Annotated in this window: 17 protein-coding genes; 3 read left to right on the forward strand and 14 right to left on the reverse strand. The window is 55.8% G+C overall.

Annotated elements, in window-relative coordinates; genetic code table 11:
- Window positions 1–39: 39 nt before the first annotated feature.
- The 3 genes from xdhC to xdhA are packed head-to-tail and all read right to left on the reverse strand — an operon-like array spanning window position 40 to window position 4,718.
- Complete coding sequence (xdhC, locus tag ACVDG4_RS15515; protein WP_447235740.1) at window positions 40–894, reverse strand: xanthine dehydrogenase accessory protein XdhC; 855 nt, start codon at window positions 892–894, stop codon at window positions 40–42.
- Between the two features lie 4 nt (window positions 895–898).
- Window positions 899–3,241, reverse strand: a complete 2,343-nt coding sequence (xdhB, locus tag ACVDG4_RS15520; protein WP_447235741.1) for a xanthine dehydrogenase molybdopterin binding subunit — start codon at window positions 3,239–3,241, stop codon at window positions 899–901.
- A gap of 13 nt (window positions 3,242–3,254) precedes the next feature.
- The gene (xdhA, locus tag ACVDG4_RS15525; protein WP_447235742.1) at window positions 3,255–4,718 is read right to left on the reverse strand and encodes a xanthine dehydrogenase small subunit; all 1,464 of its coding nucleotides are present in this window, start codon (window positions 4,716–4,718) and stop codon (window positions 3,255–3,257) included.
- A 201-nt stretch (window positions 4,719–4,919) separates the two neighbouring features.
- On the opposite strand from xdhA, the gene ACVDG4_RS15530 reads away from it, so the two are divergent.
- Window positions 4,920–5,837, forward strand: coding sequence for a LysR family transcriptional regulator (locus ACVDG4_RS15530; RefSeq protein ID WP_447235743.1), 918 nt, complete (start codon window positions 4,920–4,922; stop codon window positions 5,835–5,837).
- 59 nt (window positions 5,838–5,896) lie between these two features.
- Here the strand turns inward: ACVDG4_RS15530 and uraH are convergent, their stop codons facing one another.
- Window positions 5,897–6,250, reverse strand: a complete 354-nt coding sequence (gene uraH, locus ACVDG4_RS15535; protein ID WP_306147586.1) for a hydroxyisourate hydrolase — start codon at window positions 6,248–6,250, stop codon at window positions 5,897–5,899.
- A 179-nt stretch (window positions 6,251–6,429) separates the two neighbouring features.
- Entirely contained in the window at window positions 6,430–6,753 is a 324-nt protein-coding gene (locus tag ACVDG4_RS15540; RefSeq protein ID WP_306147587.1) for a hypothetical protein, read from the reverse strand.
- Between ACVDG4_RS15540 and ACVDG4_RS15545 the strand changes: the two genes are divergently transcribed.
- Complete coding sequence (locus ACVDG4_RS15545) at window positions 6,752–8,179, forward strand: uracil-xanthine permease family protein (protein ID WP_447235744.1); 1,428 nt, start codon at window positions 6,752–6,754, stop codon at window positions 8,177–8,179. The genes ACVDG4_RS15540 and ACVDG4_RS15545 overlap by 2 nt on opposite strands.
- A gap of 215 nt (window positions 8,180–8,394) precedes the next feature.
- Window positions 8,395–9,402, forward strand: a complete 1,008-nt coding sequence (locus ACVDG4_RS15550) for a beta family protein (protein ID WP_447235745.1) — start codon at window positions 8,395–8,397, stop codon at window positions 9,400–9,402.
- Here ACVDG4_RS15550 and ACVDG4_RS15555 read toward each other — a convergent pair.
- From ACVDG4_RS15555 to bhcA, 9 genes are all read right to left on the reverse strand, one after another.
- Window positions 9,379–9,957 (reverse strand): sce7726 family protein, encoded by a 579-nt coding sequence (locus ACVDG4_RS15555; RefSeq protein ID WP_447235746.1) that lies wholly within the window; start codon window positions 9,955–9,957, stop codon window positions 9,379–9,381. The genes ACVDG4_RS15550 and ACVDG4_RS15555 overlap by 24 nt on opposite strands.
- 83 nt (window positions 9,958–10,040) lie before the next feature.
- A complete protein-coding gene (locus ACVDG4_RS15560) occupies window positions 10,041–10,190 on the reverse strand; it encodes a hypothetical protein (protein WP_447235747.1) in 150 nt (49 codons plus the stop codon).
- Window positions 10,187–10,480, reverse strand: coding sequence for a hypothetical protein (locus ACVDG4_RS15565; RefSeq protein WP_447235748.1), 294 nt, complete (start codon window positions 10,478–10,480; stop codon window positions 10,187–10,189). Before ACVDG4_RS15565 ends, ACVDG4_RS15560 begins: the two co-directional genes overlap by 4 nt.
- Window positions 10,480–11,031, reverse strand: a complete 552-nt coding sequence (locus tag ACVDG4_RS15570) for a Panacea domain-containing protein (protein WP_447235749.1) — start codon at window positions 11,029–11,031, stop codon at window positions 10,480–10,482. Before ACVDG4_RS15570 ends, ACVDG4_RS15565 begins: the two co-directional genes overlap by 1 nt.
- Window positions 11,032–11,085: 54 nt before the next feature.
- Window positions 11,086–12,045, reverse strand: coding sequence for an IS1595 family transposase (locus ACVDG4_RS15575; RefSeq protein ID WP_447235750.1), 960 nt, complete (start codon window positions 12,043–12,045; stop codon window positions 11,086–11,088).
- A gap of 369 nt (window positions 12,046–12,414) precedes the next feature.
- On the reverse strand, window positions 12,415–13,380 hold the full coding sequence (gene bhcD, locus ACVDG4_RS15580; protein WP_447235751.1) for an iminosuccinate reductase BhcD: 966 nt from the start codon (window positions 13,378–13,380) through the stop codon (window positions 12,415–12,417).
- A gap of 62 nt (window positions 13,381–13,442) precedes the next feature.
- Complete coding sequence (bhcC, locus tag ACVDG4_RS15585) at window positions 13,443–14,606, reverse strand: 3-hydroxy-D-aspartate aldolase BhcC (RefSeq protein ID WP_447235752.1); 1,164 nt, start codon at window positions 14,604–14,606, stop codon at window positions 13,443–13,445.
- A gap of 22 nt (window positions 14,607–14,628) precedes the next feature.
- A complete protein-coding gene (bhcB, locus tag ACVDG4_RS15590) occupies window positions 14,629–15,600 on the reverse strand; it encodes a beta-hydroxyaspartate dehydratase BhcB (protein ID WP_447235753.1) in 972 nt (323 codons plus the stop codon).
- Window positions 15,597–16,787, reverse strand: a complete 1,191-nt coding sequence (bhcA, locus tag ACVDG4_RS15595; RefSeq protein WP_447235754.1) for an L-aspartate--glyoxylate aminotransferase BhcA — start codon at window positions 16,785–16,787, stop codon at window positions 15,597–15,599. The genes bhcB and bhcA overlap by 4 nt, the downstream gene beginning before the upstream one ends.
- Window positions 16,788–16,832 lie beyond the last annotated feature (45 nt).

Here is a 16,832-nt window from a genome sequence, read left to right on the forward strand (position 1 = left end):
CACACCTCGCCTCTCCTCAGGCGCGGCAAGCCCATTGGTTCACTGCGCAGCTTCGAGCAGCGCAGCCTCCTCCCCGCTGTCCGAGACATGCTGAACCGTCGTTACAGCGGTCAGCACTTCGGCAGCTACAAATGCAGCGATGATTTCCGGCCGTTTGTCCCGGCTGGCCGTTGCCCCAATCGGGCAGGTCAGCTGGTCGATCGTCAGGCCGTCGCAATGAGTCCGGCACCAGGAGCGCAGTTTCGCGCGTTTGGTGGCCGATCCGATCATTCCGACATATGCGGCATGCCCCAATTCCAGCGCCGCCGATGTCAAAAGAAAGTCGAGGCCATGGTCGTGGGTGAGCACGATGAAGGCGCTTTTGGGCGGCGCGTTGAACACATCCACCTCAGGCAGTGCACGCAACCGTTTGTCGACCGTGGCCTCACACTTCTGCAGCTCCTCCTGGCGCATGTCGACCAGAACGCATGTCACCGGAGTATGCTGAAGAAGATCAGCGATCGCGCGTCCAACATGCCCCGCCCCCATGATGTAAACGTGCGGCTGCCCGGCCTTCTCCTGGCGGATCCGGTAGAGCGCTTCCTTGCGATCCGCACGGCTCATCCAGCTCAAGCGAAGGCGAACATGCCCGCCGCAGCATTGGCCGATTTCCGGCCCAAGTGGCACATCCAACATGTCGCAGAGCTGCCGCGTCTCCAACATCTCTCTGCCACGGTCGATCGCAATCTGCTCTAGCCGCCCGCCGCCAATGGTTCCCTGGAGCAACTTTGCCCCGACGAACATCTCGGTTCCCGCCTCCCTTGGAGACGATCCACGGACTTCAGTCACCTCGACGCGAATGATCGCGCTTTCTGCATCAAAAAACGCGGCCGCATTGGCAGAAAGCGCGGTCATGACATTAACCTCCTGCTTTCAGCCGTTCGACGGCAAGCAGCACCCGTTCAGGTGTCGCGGGCGCATCGATGCGCGGGCATTCCCGGTAATCGGCAACGCTGGCGACGGCCATCGATAGAGCTTCAAACACGGACACGCCGAGCATGAACGGCGGCTCGCCAACAGCCTTGGACCGTTTGATAGTCAGTTCCCGGTTCTCGGACCAGTCGGCCAGATTGACGTTGAAAACACGTGGCCGGTCGGAAGCCAGCGGGATCTTGTAGGTGGACGGCGCATGGGTGCGCAGGCGCCCGGCTTTGTCCCACCACAGCTCCTCGGTCGTGAGCCAGCCCATTCCCTGAATGAACGCTCCTTCTACCTGCCCCTTGTCGAGGACAGGGTTTAGAGACCCGCCGACATCATGCAGGATGTCGGACCGCTCCACCCGGTATTCCCCGGTCAGCGTATCGATGGAGACTTCCGAGCACGAGGCGCCATAGGCATAGTAATAGAATGGGCGTCCCTTGCCGGCCGCACGGTCCCAATGGATCTTCGGTGTCTTGTAGAACCCGGCAGCCGATAAATGCACCCGGGCCATATAGGCTTTGCGCACCAGGTCGCTGAAGGATACGACGTCCTGACCGACCTGCACCATGTTGTTGCGGAAGATGACCGCCTCTGGCTCGACAGACCAATGTTCGGCGGCGAAGTCGGTCAACCGCGCCTTGAGCTGCTCGGCCGCATCGAGGGCCGCCATTCCGTTGAGATCAGTCCCGGAGGACGCAGCCGTCGCAGAGGTATTGGGAACTTTTTCAGTAGTGGTCTTTGTGATCTTGATGCGCTCAAAATCGACTTGCAGGGCATCGGCAACGACCTGTGCGACCTTGGTGTTGAGCCCCTGGCCCATTTCCGTTCCACCGTGGTTCAGGTGGATGGAGCCGTCATTGTAGATGTGGATCAGTGCGCCGGCCTGATTGTACCAGGTGGCGGTGAAGGAAATGCCGAACTTCACCGGTGTGAGGGCTATTCCCTTCTTAATAACTTTCGACGCCTTGTTGAACGCAAGGATCGCATCTCGGCGCGCCTGATAATTGGCCGTTTCCTCAAGCTCGGAAATCAGCCGCGGCAGAATGTTGTCTTCAACCTCCTGATGATACGGCGTGAGTGTCCGCCCATCCCCTGCTTCTCCATAAAAGTTGGCCTTGCGGACTTCCAAAGGATCCTTGCCAAGCGCGTAGGCGATTTCCTCAATCATCCGTTCTGCTGCGACAACGCCTTGCGGCCCTCCAAAGCCGCGAAACGCCGTGTTCGAAACCGTGTTGGTTTTCATCGGCCGGCTGCGCAAGCGGACGTTCGGATAAAAATAGGCGTTATCAGCATGAAACAGCGCGCGATCGGTGACCGGGCCTGAGAGGTCCGCCGAGTAGCCGCAGCGTGCGGCGAAAACACCATCGACGGCCTGGATGCGGCCGCTGTCATCGAACGCGACATCGTAATCGACAACGAAGTCGTGGCGCTTGCCGGTCGCCGTCATATCCTGATCCCGGTCGGGCCGGATCTTGACCGGGCAATTCCATTTCTTGGCCGCGATCGCGGCAACAGCGGCAAAGAGGTTCATCTGGCTTTCCTTGCCACCGAACCCGCCGCCCATACGCCGGACGTTCACTGTTACCGCATTGGAGGGCACGCCAAGAACATGCGCGACCATGTGCTGGGCCTCGCTCGGGTGCTGGGTCGAGCAATGCACGACTACATCGTCATCTTCTCCCGGAATGGCGAAGGCGATCTGCCCCTCCAGATACATGTGATCCTGGCCGCCGATCTTGATCTGACCCTTGATCCGGTGGTCTGCGTCAGAAAAACCTTGTTCGATTTCACCGCGCACCAATTTAAGCGGCGCTGTTACAAACGGATGTCCTGCTTCCTGCGCTTCCAACGGATCAAGCGCATGCGGCAAGATTTCGTATTCGATCTTGGCCAGCTCTGCTGCCCGGCGCGCTGCGTTCCGGCTTTCGGCAACCACAGCAAACAGCGGCTGGCCGTGGAATTCGGTTTTTTCCGTCGGGAAAACCGGCTCGTCTTTTAGGCCCGTCGGGCTGATGTCGTTCACGCCCGGAATGTCGTCTGCCGTCAGTACCCCGACCACGCCGGGAGCCGCCAACACAGCCGAAAGGTCCATGGATTTGAGCAAGCCATGCGCAACCGAAGAGACACCCAAATAGGCGTGTAATGTGCCCTGCGGCTCGCCGATGTCATCACAGTATTCCGCGCGGCCCGTGACATGTTTTTCCGCGCTTTCATGGTGCCGGTTGGTGTGAACAGTGCCGCTGACGGTTTGGGTCGCTTTGGTGATTGTATCGTGTTTCATGGGATTCTCATCATCAAGCGGACAGAAGATCGGCCGCTTCTGCGGACTGATCGTCATGGGCGAGGAAAAAGCGTTGCAGCAGGTTGCGCGCGACGGTGATCCGGTACTCGGCGGACGCCCGCCAATCGGACAGCGGCTGGAAATCGGCCTCAAGCGCCTTGCCTGCGGCTGTGAAAGCGGCTCGTCCCCAGGGCTGACCGGTCAGCGCGGCTTCCGCCGCAGCTGCGCGTTTCGGAGTACCGGCCATGCCGCCGAACGCCAACCGGCATTCGGTAATCACACCGCTTTCCACTGTCACACTGATTCCGGCCGCGACAGAGGAAATATCCTCGTCGCGTCGCTTGGAGATCTTGTAGGCGCCGTGACGCTGAAGTTCAGATGCACGCGGGATCGAGATGCTTTCGACAAACTCACCTGGTGCGCGATCCTGCTTGCCGTATTCGATGAAGAAGTCTTCCAGCGGCAGCCAGCGTGTAACGCTACCTTTGCGCAGCGTGACCTCAGCCCCAAGTGCAATCAGGACTGGCGGTGTATCCCCGATCGGTGACCCATTGGCAATGTTGCCGCCAATCGTTCCCATATTGCGGACCTGCTGACCGGCAATCCGGTCCCAGTAGACTTCAAGATGCGGGAATTCCTTGCAGAAGCTCTCCTGCGCTTCGGTGTAGGTCACACCTGCCCCGATCTGCAGAGCATCCTTGGTCAGTGCAATGGATTTAAGCTCTTCAAGGTGTGCGATGAAAACGGCGGGGCCAATCGGACGCATGAACTTGGTGACCCACAGCCCGACATCCGTTGAACCAGCTACAATCGTCGCCTGGGGATATTCAGCAAGGACGTCAGCGAGATCGTCAACGCTAGAAGGAACAACGGCACGGTTATCTTCCGGCCCGCAAACCACCCTGCGGCCATCCCGCAGGGCTAAGAGCCGGTCCGTAACTGCCTCACGTTCTTTGATCAGAAAATCATTCGCCGGTGTGCCAAACCGATTGGCGGCCAAGGCAGCGGCGATGATCGGCTGATAACCGGTACAGCGGCAAAGGTTCCCCTGGATCGCGGTTTCAACCTCCGTTTCAGTCGGCTCCGGATTTCCCATCCACAGCGCATAAAGGGACATCACAAAGCCCGGTGTGCAGAAGCCGCACTGGCTGCCGTGATAGTCGACCATGGCCTGCTGGATCGGATGCAAATGCCCGTTTCCGCCGCGCAGATGTTCGATGGTCACCACATGACATCCGTCAAGCGACGCCATGAAGCGAATGCAGGCATTGACGGTCTCGTAGATCAACTGCCCGTCTTGCAGCCTGCCGACCAAAACCGTGCATGCGCCGCAATCGCCTTCCGCGCAACCCTCCTTGGTTCCCGTCAGCCGGCGATCCAGGCGCAGAAAATCGAGTAGGGTCGCGTCGGCTTCGACATCTTTGACTGCGACGTCACGGCCGTTCAGAAGAAACCGGATTTCAGTGCGGTGGTTCATTGCGTCCTCGGCAAGCTCTCATCTCGCCATGGACCGTACGGCCGCGTTCGCCTCTAAAAAATCTGGCTAAACCGGAAATTCTTTCAACAATCCATTGAAAATGCCTGTGCGATAATCGGGCTAGAACCACGCCATTGGATCAATGGTACGGCTCGGAAGAACGATCGCGACCGGGCACAGCTGAACGAGGGAGGACTGCTGATGGCCTATCTGGAAAGCCTGCGGGTCTTCACGCGGGTGGTTGAGCTCGGCAGCATAACAGCGGGCGGCCGGGACTTGCGCATGACACCAGCTGTTGCCAGCAAGCGGATCAAGGAGTTGGAGAAGCATCTCGGTGCCCGGTTGTTCAACAGGACGACCCGCTCCCTGACACCGACAGAAGTCGGCAAGGTTTTCTATGAACATGCTGTAAAAGCATTGGAATCCATCAATGACGCGGAGGCGGCCGTTGCAAGTTTCTCCGATATGCCGCGGGGTGTTTTACGGGTCACTGCGCCGCTCGGTGCAGGACGCCGGATCATCTCGCCGCTCGTGCCTAAGTTTGTTGAACAGTTCCCCGCAACAGAAGTTCACATGCGTTTATCCGACCGCAAAGTCGACATCATGTCGGACGGTTTGGACGTTGCTTTCTTTATTGGCACGCCGGAAGATTCCAACTTGAAACTGCGAAAGATAGCAGACTGTCCGCGCGTTCTGTGTGCTGCGCCGGGATATCTTGAAAAGCATGGAATACCGCAATCACCGGATGATCTTTTGACCGGCGAACACAACTGCCTTTTGCTGCGCTATCCGCATTCTCCGGAATATTTTTGGGTTCTGGAGACCAAAGAAGGGCCACGAAAACTGCAAGTCTCCGGGAAATTCGACGCCGATCATAGCGACGTCCTGACGGATTGGGCCCTCAGCGGATACGGCATCGTCAACAAACCCCGGTTCGATGTTGCCGAGCACTTGCGGAAGGGAGATCTCGTGGAGATCTTGTCCGACACGCCACCACCGCCGACAATTTTCGGCTGCCTTTATCCGCACCGCCGTTTGCAGGATCCCAAAATCCGGCACTTTGTCGACTTTGTCATCAAGCATGCCGATCTCAGCGATCGCGCCACAGCAGCAGAGTAAAACCAGAGGCAGGTCCTCTGCCCCTGGCTTCCTCAAAGCTGAAAACAATATCCGGTCAATCAGCTTCCGCGGTAAGTCGAATAGCTAAATGGCGAGACGAGGAGCGGGACGTGATAATGCGCTTCCTCCGACAGGCCGAAGCGCAACGGGACGACGTCCAAGAACTTTGGGTCCGGCAGGGATGTTCCAGCTTCATCGAAATATGCGCCCACATAAAACTCGAGTTCATAAGTGCCGGTTTCGAATTCATCGGCCGGAAGTATGTGGCTGTCTGTCCTGCCATCACTATTCGTCACGAGGCTACGAACGAAAATACGGCTGTCACCGGAGATCCGGTAAAGGTCGATCTTGATCCCCTTGCCGGGACAGCCTTGGGCGGTGTCGAGAACATGGGTGGTTAGATATCCGGCCATAAGGCTCTCCTGAATAATCATTGTTGCCGCCAATCATGCTGAGCACAGGCATTGTTTTGCACCAGCCGATATCCAAAAGCACCTTCTGATTTTACAAGAAAGTCAGAAGATTATTTTGCTTTATAAGAAAAATGACAGCAATTGTTAGACGGGTCAGAGAACATGCCTGGATCCCCGCATCATTCTTCCGGACGGAAACTACAGGCACCGGTCGCCGATAATCCGGCAACCGGCTCAGATCTTGCGGGCGCAAGTATGTCTACGACTTGCAGTGTGCTGTCCCCATCGACCTTCACCACAACGACCAGAAAAGACCTGCGCACGGTTCTCTCACGCTCCGCGCGAAACAGGCTGCTCACCTTTTCAAAACCTGCCGTGCCGGGAGGGCTGGCAGTCACATCCGTGGGGATCACGCCAGAACTGGTTTGAGATTCACAAAAAGGATGATCCCGGTCCATCAAACGAGACAGGGACATCCGATCGACCTTCAGAGGAGAAACCATGAGTAACGCATCGATCGGATCGCCGGAGCAACTGCGCGATCCCAACTATACCCCGCCTTTGGCAAAGGCAATCCCGCTCGGGATCCAGCACGTCCTGGCCATGTTTGTTTCAAACGTGACCCCCGCGATCATCGTGGCGGGAGCTGCCGGTTTCGGCTTCGGTTCGAATTCACCTGATTTTCCCGAGCTTCTTTACCTAATCCAGATGTCGATGCTGTTTGCCGGTGTGGCAACACTGCTTCAAACCATCACGCTCGGCCCGGTCGGCGCGGGGCTGCCAATTGTACAAGGTACATCCTTTGCCTTCCTGCCGATCATGATTCCGCTTGTCGCCGGCAAAGGCGTTGACGGGCTCGCCGCCGTCTTTGGCGGGGTCATCATCGGCGGCATGTTCCATGCGGTACTGGGTCTGTTTATCGGGAAAATCCGCTTTGCCCTGCCGCCGCTTGTCACAGGATTGGTCGTTACGATGATCGGTCTGTCACTGGTCAAGGTCGGGATCCAATACGCCGCCGGCGGTGTACCGGCCATCGGCACTCCGGAATACGGGTCTTTGCTCAACTGGTCTGCGGCGCTGGTGGTCATCTTCGTCACCCTTGGGCTCAAGTTCTATGCCAGAGGTATGTTGTCGGTTTCTGCAGTGCTGCTGGGCCTGATTGCAGGTTACATTTATGCGCTTATGACCGGGATGCTGACTTTCGACACCATTGCGTCTTCCTGGTCAAATGCCAGCGCATTCGCCCTGCCGCAACCTTTCAAGTACGGGTTTGAAATCTCCGCAGCTGCGGTTATCGGCTTCTGTCTCATGGGCTTTGTTTCGGCAATCGAAACCGTGGGCGACGTCACCGGGATTACAAAAGGTGGTGCAGGCCGTGACGCAACAGACAAGGAAATTTCCGGTGCGACCTACGCCGATGGTCTGGGCAGCACCGTCGCCGGCTTGTTCGGCGGGTTTCCGAACACATCCTTCAGCCAGAACGTCGGCCTGATCGCCATGACCGGTGTCATGAGCAGGCATGTGGTGACATGCGGCGCCATTTTCCTGATCATCTGCGGGCTGGTTCCAAAGGTCGGCGGTTTGATCCGCACCGTCCCGATTGAGGTTCTTGGCGGCGGCGTCATCGTCATGTTCGGAATGGTTGTCGCAGCGGGTGTCTCAATGCTCTCGGATGTAAACTGGAACCGCCGCAACATGGTGATCTTCGCGATTGCCCTGACCATCGGACTGGGCCTTAAGCTGGAACCGGGCGCGCTGCAGCATATGCCGGATACAGCTCGGATCTTGCTGACAACGGGGCTTCTGCCCGCAGCAGCGATCGCCATTATTCTTAATCTGATCCTTCCAGATGAACTGTCCGAAGAAGCAACCGAAGAAGTCTCCGGCGGCATGGCCGGCCATGGCAAAGGTTCTCTACCGGCGGAGTAATCCGAGTGCGTAAGAACCTACGAAATCGATTGGGCCGCTTCTGCGGCCCTTTTCTTTTTGGCACTCAGTATCTCAGTAAATTCGGCTGCCCTTGTGATCAGCCCTATTCGTCTTGATCATTCACTTTGGCCCCGGATCAAGTCGGCGTTATTATATTTGACACACCACGCCTCATGAGTGTGTAATCTCCTGATACGACTCAGGAGGTTTTGATTGTGGCTTTTCGATATATTCCGATAGTACGTACCAAGGCTGGCGAAGCAGATGCGTTGGGCAATCTAAGCCCTGCTGCCAAGGCGCGTGTTTTTCCTGTCATTAGAATGACAAATACTGTGCCCGCTACTTTTCAAACAAAAATGCTCAGGCAAGTAGGCGACATGCCAATCGCGTTGGACGGCACCAACAATTTTGACACTACGGGCGGCGTAACCGCATTTGTTGCGCTCTTTAACGGCCTTGGGAACGGAGGCGTTCCTGTCATCCCGACAATCCCGTTTGGTGCCGATCCCGCATACATTGCCGCCGCATCCGGTCTGTTAAGCTCTTATGCGCCCGGCTTGGTTTTAATTTGCCCATTAGCCGAATTACCCGGCATTCAAAGCTGGGCGTCTCAGACACATGGCTGGAATCCAGGAGAAATCGACCTCATTATAGACGTGGGTGGCGTTGGAGAGCACAATCCAGCGCAATACGCCGACTACGTGTCCCACACCATTAATCAGGTAAACTTGGCAAACCACCCTTGGCGATCCGTTGCCCTACATTTGTGGAGCGCCCCAAGAGATCACGGTCCATTAAACTACGGCCGGAACATCGTCCAGCGTAAGGACTGGCTGACGTGGCAACATGTCTACCCAAATGTTCCATTCGATCTTGATTTTTCAGATTCCGGGCATGTACACCCCTCACTCGAAGAAGTGCCCGGATACGCAATGGCCAATGCGACAGTAAGCGTCAGATATACAATCGACGATGCGTGGATCATCCATAAAGGTGTTGCAACCACTGGTCCGAACGGCGTTGATATGAGCACTCAATATCGCGGGCACGCGCAAACACTGGTCGCTGATCAAGACTTCGATCAAATTCACGGCTGTTGGGGAGATGACCGAATTAGGGCGTATGCGGCCGCACCAGCGGGCGGAAGCTCAGGTGGCAGGCCTCAATGGGCAGCAATACTGCTGAACAGACATATTTCGTTAGTGGCTGACAGAATGCCCTAACCAACCGTCACGGACTTTCAAAGCAGCGCGTACCTCATAGGTAAGCGTTTCAAGTGGCAATTCATGAGCCATGCGCTGGTGAATTACACGTGCCGTTTTGCTCCGGAACCCTTTGACCAAATCATAACGGTCCAGAATTTCGAGGGCTTCGTCTTTCCACAAAAGCTGAGCCACGAGGACAGGGTCTATTTCTTTGTTCAGTTTCGATTTACGAAGCTCTTCAAGAATGACTTGTCCGCATTGCTCTCTCGCGGAAACAACCCCCCACCATTCCGGTATGATTTTTTTTGCTTTTTCGACGTGCTTGCTGCCGCAGACTAGAGTAACTCTATCAAATACTAGACCATAATACTTGGCTTGAGTAGGCAAGCGATCTAAAGTGTCGCGGTCACTTTTCAGCTCAAAGCCTGATAGTTCACCATTTATTGTGGCGATATCGATCCGAACGGTTCCGGACCAAATCCCCATTTCTTGTACAATGCGCGTTGTGGGATCATGCTCATGCGCAGCATGTAGGTCACGAACGACCACGTCACGCACATCGCGATCCCGCATAGCATCCTCCCTGAAATATTTGTAATTTGAATCTTGAATGTAATTTGTAAATTAAGAATATTCGATAGGTCAATATAACTGACCTACATTCCACCCTTTTTCTTCTCGCCTTTAGATGGCTGGCTTTTCGCGATACTCTTTAACTTCGCGTCAAAGGCTTCCTCTGACTCGTCGCATTCAAGTTCTTTGGCGGCTTCTTTGAACTTGTCGATTTGAGACTTTTCTTTGATCATGCTCTGCCTGCAAACGTCGCCATTGGTGTCGAAAATTTCGCGTCGCGAATGATTACTCGGTGCCGCTCGACTTCATAAAGGACGTAAATCGTCGGCTGCTTGTTGGACATTGCCCCAGGGTATTCAAGTGCGAATAAAGTGCCAGCTTCATTCAAAGCCTCGCCTGCGCATTTGGGATCGCGTGAAATCGCCCAAGTAACTGCCTCCCATGCGATGGCGCAACCGCCCCAAAGTTCTTGCGCCTCGTCGAGGGCGCTTTGCGCGGCGCTGTCCTCGACAATTTCAAGCACTAGAGTAACCCCAGTTCCTTTGCTCTGTTACGCGCCCATTCCATGGCTTCGGAACTTGGTTCTTCGCGGATTCTCGAAGCCAAAAATGCATGGAAGGGAAGTTCCTCTCCCATCCGCGCAATTTCCCAGCCATAATCATGGCTTTCGTCACTAATTTCTGTAGCTGTCTTTCCGTCGATGTAGTCAATCCACCAGTCGACCAGCTTCACCTCATCCGATGTGAAGACGTTAATGTTTGGGGGCGAAATAGCCTTGAACCGCCAAGCCACTGAACCGCTTTCGCCGTAGGGCTTGTCTTGCCATTGCGACATAGCTCCTTCATTCACCAACTCTTGTCGAACTGGCATAATTTGGTGAGGTACAGGGCCATACTTTTGGCGAATATATTTAGCGCCGGTTAGAGAGTGGCCATTAAGCGAAAAAGCGCGTGCGTCAGCGAACCACAAAACCTTGTTGAGCTTTGTAGCGCCAAAACCATCATGTGCGCCTGCTTTCCAGATGATGTAGTGGACAAGCGCTTTGAACTTATCGTGGTTGAATTTCTCTCTCATTCTCCACCTCCTGCGCTGAACTAAATACTGTGCGCTGGGGCTATTTCGTCTCAATCAAACCTGTTCACGGTAGAAGAGGCGCTTTCCTACAATACCACGTAATGCGTTTTCAGAACGTTGCAAATCCGTCACGCCAAGTTTGATGCGGTTGTTGTACCGAAAATCGAACTCCGCCAGATACCTTTTCAGGTGCTGCGGGCTCACGTGGTGGTAAGTTCCAATAATTCCACGCTTCAGGATCGAGAAGTATCCCTCAACCGTATTGGTGTGGGCTTCCCCGCGAACATATTCGTTTGCGCGGTGGTTGACCACTTCGTGGTCAAAGTCTTTTTGCATGTGACGATATTGACCAGCGTCATCCGTCATCAGTTTGGTAGAGCCCTCAAGCTGCTCAACAAGGATGGAGCGTAAAGTGGCAGCAGTTACGCTTGGGGTATGAACTGATCGGACATGTCCTTTACGCTCGACAAGAGAGAAAACAATTTCCTTACCCCAAGTACCGCCTGCATGTGTCTTGAAACGCTTGCTTTTGTGACGGTTCTTTTCCTTGCCACCCACAAAGGTTTCATCGGCTTCCACTGTCTTGCCATCCCCACCCATCGGCGGGAGATCGCCAGCGCGCATTGCCTCACGTATGCGGTGAGACAGGAACCAAGCAGACTTGACCGTGATTTCCAGAACGCGGGCGAGCTGGTTGGAGCTGATACCCTTCTTGCTGGAGCACATCAGGTAGATTGCCTGAAGCCATTTGTGCAGCGGAATATGGCTTTCTTCGAAGATGGTGCCGATCCGTACCGTAAACTGTTTCCGGCACTCACCACACTTTTTCAGGCCGTGACGCTCAACGCCTTCCGGGTTCTTTTTCGACGGCTTGGAGCGGACGCCCTTTAGTTCGTAGATCTTTCCTGCGTTGCCACAGTGCGGGCAATGCGGACCATTGGGCCACAGAGCGCTTTCTACATGCTCGAAAGCGGCGGCTTCACAGTGAAAGTACGGGCGAGACAATACGGACATTATTCCAACTCCTTGTTTCCAATATAGGAAACAAGTTTGGGTTTGTCAAATATAATAACGCCGATCAAGTCCGGGGCGGCGCAGCGCTAGAGTCGAACGCCAGTTCATTAAAAACAGCGCACAAGTGTAGTGAACTAACGCCAGTTATTAGGTGTGCACTGTTACTGAGAAATTATTTACCGCCGTCCCGGCCTCCGAGCCGGGACCTGCTCTCAATCTACGGCACATGCATCAATTGCCCCGTAACAGCGTTCGGGACGGCGCGAGACTGAAAAGCATCACAAATGAAATCCACACCAACAAAAAAGAGGGCCAGCGTCTCCGCTGGCCCCAGGCAAGGTTCTTGGAAAATTGATTGGCCGACCCCTGTTAGAAATCAACGTTGATCGCGACGCCTTTTTCAACTGCAAGGTCGACAACCGCTGAAGCAACGGCCAAGTCCTGAAGACCAACGCCGGTACCGTCGAACAGGGTGATTTCATCCGCTGACGTCCGACCCGGATGTTTACCGTTGATGACAGCGCCAATCTCGTTGATGTCACTCAGCGATATCAGCCCGCTTGCAACTGCATGCTGGCACTCGCCGATGGTCGAGGACTGGGCAACTTCATCTGTGAAAACGGTAGCCGTGGTTACCAGTTCAGCTTCGACTTCCTGTTTGCCTTTGGTGTCTGTCCCCATGCAAGCAAGGTGCGTTCCGGATGTGACCTGCGCTGCTTTGAGAATCGGGTCGAAGCTGGATGTTATGGAAATGATCACATCAGCTTCTGCCCCAAGGCGATCGAGATCCACGGCCTCGAATGGCAAATCAAGTTCAGCCGCCGTCTCTTCCAGCCGGGACAGCATTTCAGGATGCAGGTTCCAGCCGATCACCTTTTCAAATGTACGCTGTTCGGCAGCCGCCCGCATTTGAAACGCGGATTGGTGACCTGCGCCGATCATACCAAGAACCTTGGCATCCTTGCGCGCCAGGTGTTTGATCGAGACCGCAGAAGCGGCCGCGGTGCGCAGCGCCGTCAACAGATTGCCGCCAACGATAGCTCTGGCCTTGCCGGTGTCCGCATCAAACAGGAAAACCGTCGACTGGTGGTTGGTCAGACCCTTGTCGGCATTGCCTGGCCAGTACCCACCGGATTTCAGCCCCAATGCCAGCGAGGACCGGTCAAAGCCGGACTTGAAGCCGTATAGTGCATCTGCATGGCCAATGGCTTCGCGAATGACCGGAAAATTATAGGCAGCGCCGCTCGACATGGCAGCGAATACGCTTTCGACTGCCTCAAAAGCTTCGGCCTGCCCCAGAAGGGCTGGTATTTCCTTTTCAGGAACAATGATCATAGGTGTCTCCACAAAAAAGCCGAGCCCGCTCGGGGCTCAGCCATATCAAACAACGTGATGGATCAGTAAGCCTTGCCGCGGGCAGACACCGGCCAGACCGTCTCAACCTTGCCATTGCGGACCCCAACGTACCAATCATGGACATTGGCCGTCGGGTCACAGTGGCCCGGGACAAGCTTCAGCTTCTCGCCAACCTTCAAGACACCATCTGGATCGGCAATCACCCCATGCTCGTCCGAGCATTTGACGTATTCAACATCAGATCTACCGAAAATGAAGGGCAGACCACTGTCGACAGACTGGGCTTTCAAACCGGCATCGCAGATCGCCTTGTCGGCCTTTGCGTGGCTCATCACCTGGGTGAGAATGAAGAACGCATTCTCCCACTCGCCCTGGTCAATGCGGTTGCCGTCCTTGTCCAGGATCCGGCCATAGTCCGCGTCCATGAAAGCATACGACCCGCACTGCAACTCGTTGTAGACACCTGAATTGGATTCAAAATAGTAGGAGCCTGTGCCGCCACCGGAGACCAGTTCCGGCTCCAGACCGGCCGCTTTCAATCCTGCGACTGCATCCTTGACCATGGCAATGGCAACGTCGAGCTTCTCCTGGCGCGCCTCGTACGTATCGAGATGCTGCATGGCTCCCTGATAAGCCTGGATACCGGTAAACTTCAGCCCCGGCGCTGCATCAACGGCCTTTGCGATTTCGATAACTGCGTCCGTCGTCGTTACGCCGCAACGGCCGGCACCGCAGTCGATTTCAATGAAGACTTCCAGCGTCGTCCCAGCCTCGACTGCTGCTGCCGAGAGTTCAACAACATTGTCGATATCATCGACACAAACCAAAGTGCGGGCACCGAGCTTCGGCAAATGGGCCAGACGCTTGATCTTCGCAGGGTCGCGCACCTGGTTGGACACGAGAACATCCTTGATGCCACCGCGGGCAAAGACTTCGGCTTCACTAACTTTCTGGCAGCAAACGCCGACGGCCCCGCCCAGACGCTCCTGCAGTTTGGCAACATCGACGGACTTGTGCATCTTGCCGTGCACCCGATGGCGCATGCCATGGGCCTTGGCATAATCGCCCATCTTCTTGATGTTGCGCTCCAGTGCATCCAAATCGAGCACCAAGCATGGCGTTTGGATGTCCGCTTCGTCCATACCCGGGACAGCCGGAACGTCGTACCCAACCTCAAGTTTTTCAAATCCAGTTATTGCGTTCATCAGTTTGATCTCCGAAACGGCATCAAAGGGTCCAAGGGAGTTTGTTCAGATCGACGTTGCCGCCGGTGATGATGACACCCACGCGCTTGCCAGCGAAGATGTGCCTGTTCTTCAAGATTGTCGCGAGCGGCACCGCGGAGGACGGCTCCATGACAATTTTCATGCGCGCCCAGGTCAGCCGCATGGCCTCAACAATCTCCTGCTCCGAAGCCGTCAAGACATCCGACACATAGTTGGAGACAAAGTGCCAGGTCAGATCTTTCAGCGGTACTTTCAGGCCGTCTGCCACCGTGCTTGGAGCATCATCCGCGATGATGTGCCCGGCGCGGAAGCTCCTCGCAGCATCGTCCGCCTGTTCCGGCTCAGCTGCGAAGATCTTTACCTCCGGCGCCAGGTTCGACAAGGTGAGACACGTGCCCGAGACCATGCCACCGCCACCAATCGGCGCGATCACCATGTCGAGACCGTCAGTCTGTTCCATCAGTTCCTTGGAGCATGTCCCCTGCCCCGCGATCACACGATGGTCATTGTAGGGATGCACGAATTCAGCGCCGGTCTTTTTCTCCACTTCGGCGAAAACGGCTTCCCGGCTGGAGGTCGACGGTTCGCATTCGGTGATGATGCCGCCATAGCCGCGAACGGCATCCTTCTTGGCCTGCGGCGCTGTGCGCGGCATGACCACGTGACACGGAATGCCCCGCCGGCCCGCTGCATAGGACAAGCTCAGGGCATGATTGCCTGAACTGTGGGTGGCAACTCCGGCTTTGGCGGTTTCTTCATCGAGGCCGAAGACCGCATTGGACGCACCGCGCACCTTGAAGGCACCGGCTTTTTGAAAATTTTCACACTTGAAAAACAGCTCGGCGCCGGTCAAATCGTTCAAAAACGACGACGTCAGAACCGGGGTGCGATGCACGTGCGGCTTGATCCGTTCATGCGCAACCAGCATGTCTTCCAGGGTTGGAATGTAGGAGTTCAGAGCGTCGGTTTTCATGCGGCCTCCTTTGAGGAAACGGCCTCTTCGGTGCGGTAATAGTCTTGAGCCGCGGCAACGCCTGAGCCCAGTTTGATGGAAAGACCCAAATCTGCCATGACCATTTCCGCTGTTGCCAAACCAGAGAGAGTCATGACGTCGGTGAGGCTGCCGAGATGCCCGATCCGGAAGACCTTGCCGGCCACTTCCCCAAGGCCAACGCCAAACGCGACACCGTATTTCCCAGCTGCATGGGTGACGATGTCGGTGGCGTTGAAGCCCTCGGGGGTTCGAATGGCGCTGACCGTGTCGGAATAGACATCGCGGGATCCGGCACAAAGCTGAAGCCCCCAGGCATGGACAGCAGCGCGCACGCCTTCTGCGATGCGATGGTGCCGGGCAAACACATTATCCAGTCCTTCGGATAACAGCATGTCACAGCTGGTTTTCAGGCCATTGAGCAGTCCAACCGCAGGTGTATAGGGGTAGGCATTGACCGCATAGGACTTCCGCATGTCGCGAATATCGAAGAAGGTTCGCGGCAGCTTTGCCTTGTCGACAGCCGCCTGCGCCTTGGGTGACAATCCGACGATTGCCAGGCCTGCCGGCAGCATGAAACCCTTCTGCGATCCCGTGACAGCGGCATCGACGCCCCATTCATCCATGCGGAAGTCCATGGACGCGATAGAGCTGACACCGTCGATATAAAGCAGCGCCGGATGCTTGGCATTATTGAGCGCGCGTCGAACCGCCGCGATGTCCGATTTAACGCCCGTTGCCGTCTCATTGTGCGTCGCAAGCACTGCCTTGATTTCATGATGCGTGTCTGCGGCCAGAATTTCTTCATAGCGATCCGCTGGCAAACCGGTTCCCCACGGCGCATCAACAATCACAACATCCAGCCCATGACGCTGACAAAGGTCGATCCAGCGGTGCGAAAACATGCCATTGCGGGCTGCCAGGATCTTGTCGCCTGGGCTCAATGTGTTTGCGATCACCGTTTCCCATCCACCGGTGCCGGTAGACGGAAAAATGAACACCTCTGCAAGCTCGCTCTTGAGTATCTTTTTTACACCCGACAGTGCCGGCTGGAGTATTTCGCCAAACAGCGGTGATCGGTGATCCAGTGTCGGCATATCGCACGCCTTGCGAAGCGCCTCCGGCATGTTTGTGGGACCTGGAATAAAAACAGGATTTTGAAAGCTCATGGCCGTTTCCTCTCACGGTTTCATGAAACGGTACCGGAGTGCAGC

The sequence above is a fragment of the Roseibium sp. MB-4 genome (assembly GCF_053005265.1).

What these genes read in the sequence shown, in the direction of transcription:
- ACVDG4_RS15560 (WP_447235747.1), bottom strand. Translation starts at nt 10,190, where the DNA reads ATGATCAAAGAAAAGTCTCAAATCGACAAGTTCAAAGAAGCCGCCAAA.
- bhcB (WP_447235753.1), bottom strand. Translation starts at nt 15,600, where the DNA reads ATGAAAACCGACGCTCTGAACTCCTACATTCCAACCCTGGAAGACATG.
- ACVDG4_RS15575 (WP_447235750.1), bottom strand. Translation starts at nt 12,045, where the DNA reads ATGTCCGTATTGTCTCGCCCGTACTTTCACTGTGAAGCCGCCGCTTTC.
- xdhA (WP_447235742.1), bottom strand. Translation starts at nt 4,718, where the DNA reads ATGAACCACCGCACTGAAATCCGGTTTCTTCTGAACGGCCGTGACGTC.
- ACVDG4_RS15530 (WP_447235743.1), top strand. Translation starts at nt 4,920, where the DNA reads ATGGCCTATCTGGAAAGCCTGCGGGTCTTCACGCGGGTGGTTGAGCTC.
- bhcA (WP_447235754.1), bottom strand. Translation starts at nt 16,787, where the DNA reads ATGAGCTTTCAAAATCCTGTTTTTATTCCAGGTCCCACAAACATGCCG.
- ACVDG4_RS15555 (WP_447235746.1), bottom strand. Translation starts at nt 9,957, where the DNA reads ATGCGGGATCGCGATGTGCGTGACGTGGTCGTTCGTGACCTACATGCT.
- xdhC (WP_447235740.1), bottom strand. Translation starts at nt 894, where the DNA reads ATGACCGCGCTTTCTGCCAATGCGGCCGCGTTTTTTGATGCAGAAAGC.
- ACVDG4_RS15570 (WP_447235749.1), bottom strand. Translation starts at nt 11,031, where the DNA reads ATGAGAGAGAAATTCAACCACGATAAGTTCAAAGCGCTTGTCCACTAC.
- bhcC (WP_447235752.1), bottom strand. Translation starts at nt 14,606, where the DNA reads ATGAACGCAATAACTGGATTTGAAAAACTTGAGGTTGGGTACGACGTT.
- xdhB (WP_447235741.1), bottom strand. Translation starts at nt 3,241, where the DNA reads ATGAAACACGATACAATCACCAAAGCGACCCAAACCGTCAGCGGCACT.
- uraH (WP_306147586.1), bottom strand. Translation starts at nt 6,250, where the DNA reads ATGGCCGGATATCTAACCACCCATGTTCTCGACACCGCCCAAGGCTGT.
- ACVDG4_RS15545 (WP_447235744.1), top strand. Translation starts at nt 6,752, where the DNA reads ATGAGTAACGCATCGATCGGATCGCCGGAGCAACTGCGCGATCCCAAC.
- ACVDG4_RS15540 (WP_306147587.1), bottom strand. Translation starts at nt 6,753, where the DNA reads ATGGTTTCTCCTCTGAAGGTCGATCGGATGTCCCTGTCTCGTTTGATG.
- bhcD (WP_447235751.1), bottom strand. Translation starts at nt 13,380, where the DNA reads ATGATCATTGTTCCTGAAAAGGAAATACCAGCCCTTCTGGGGCAGGCC.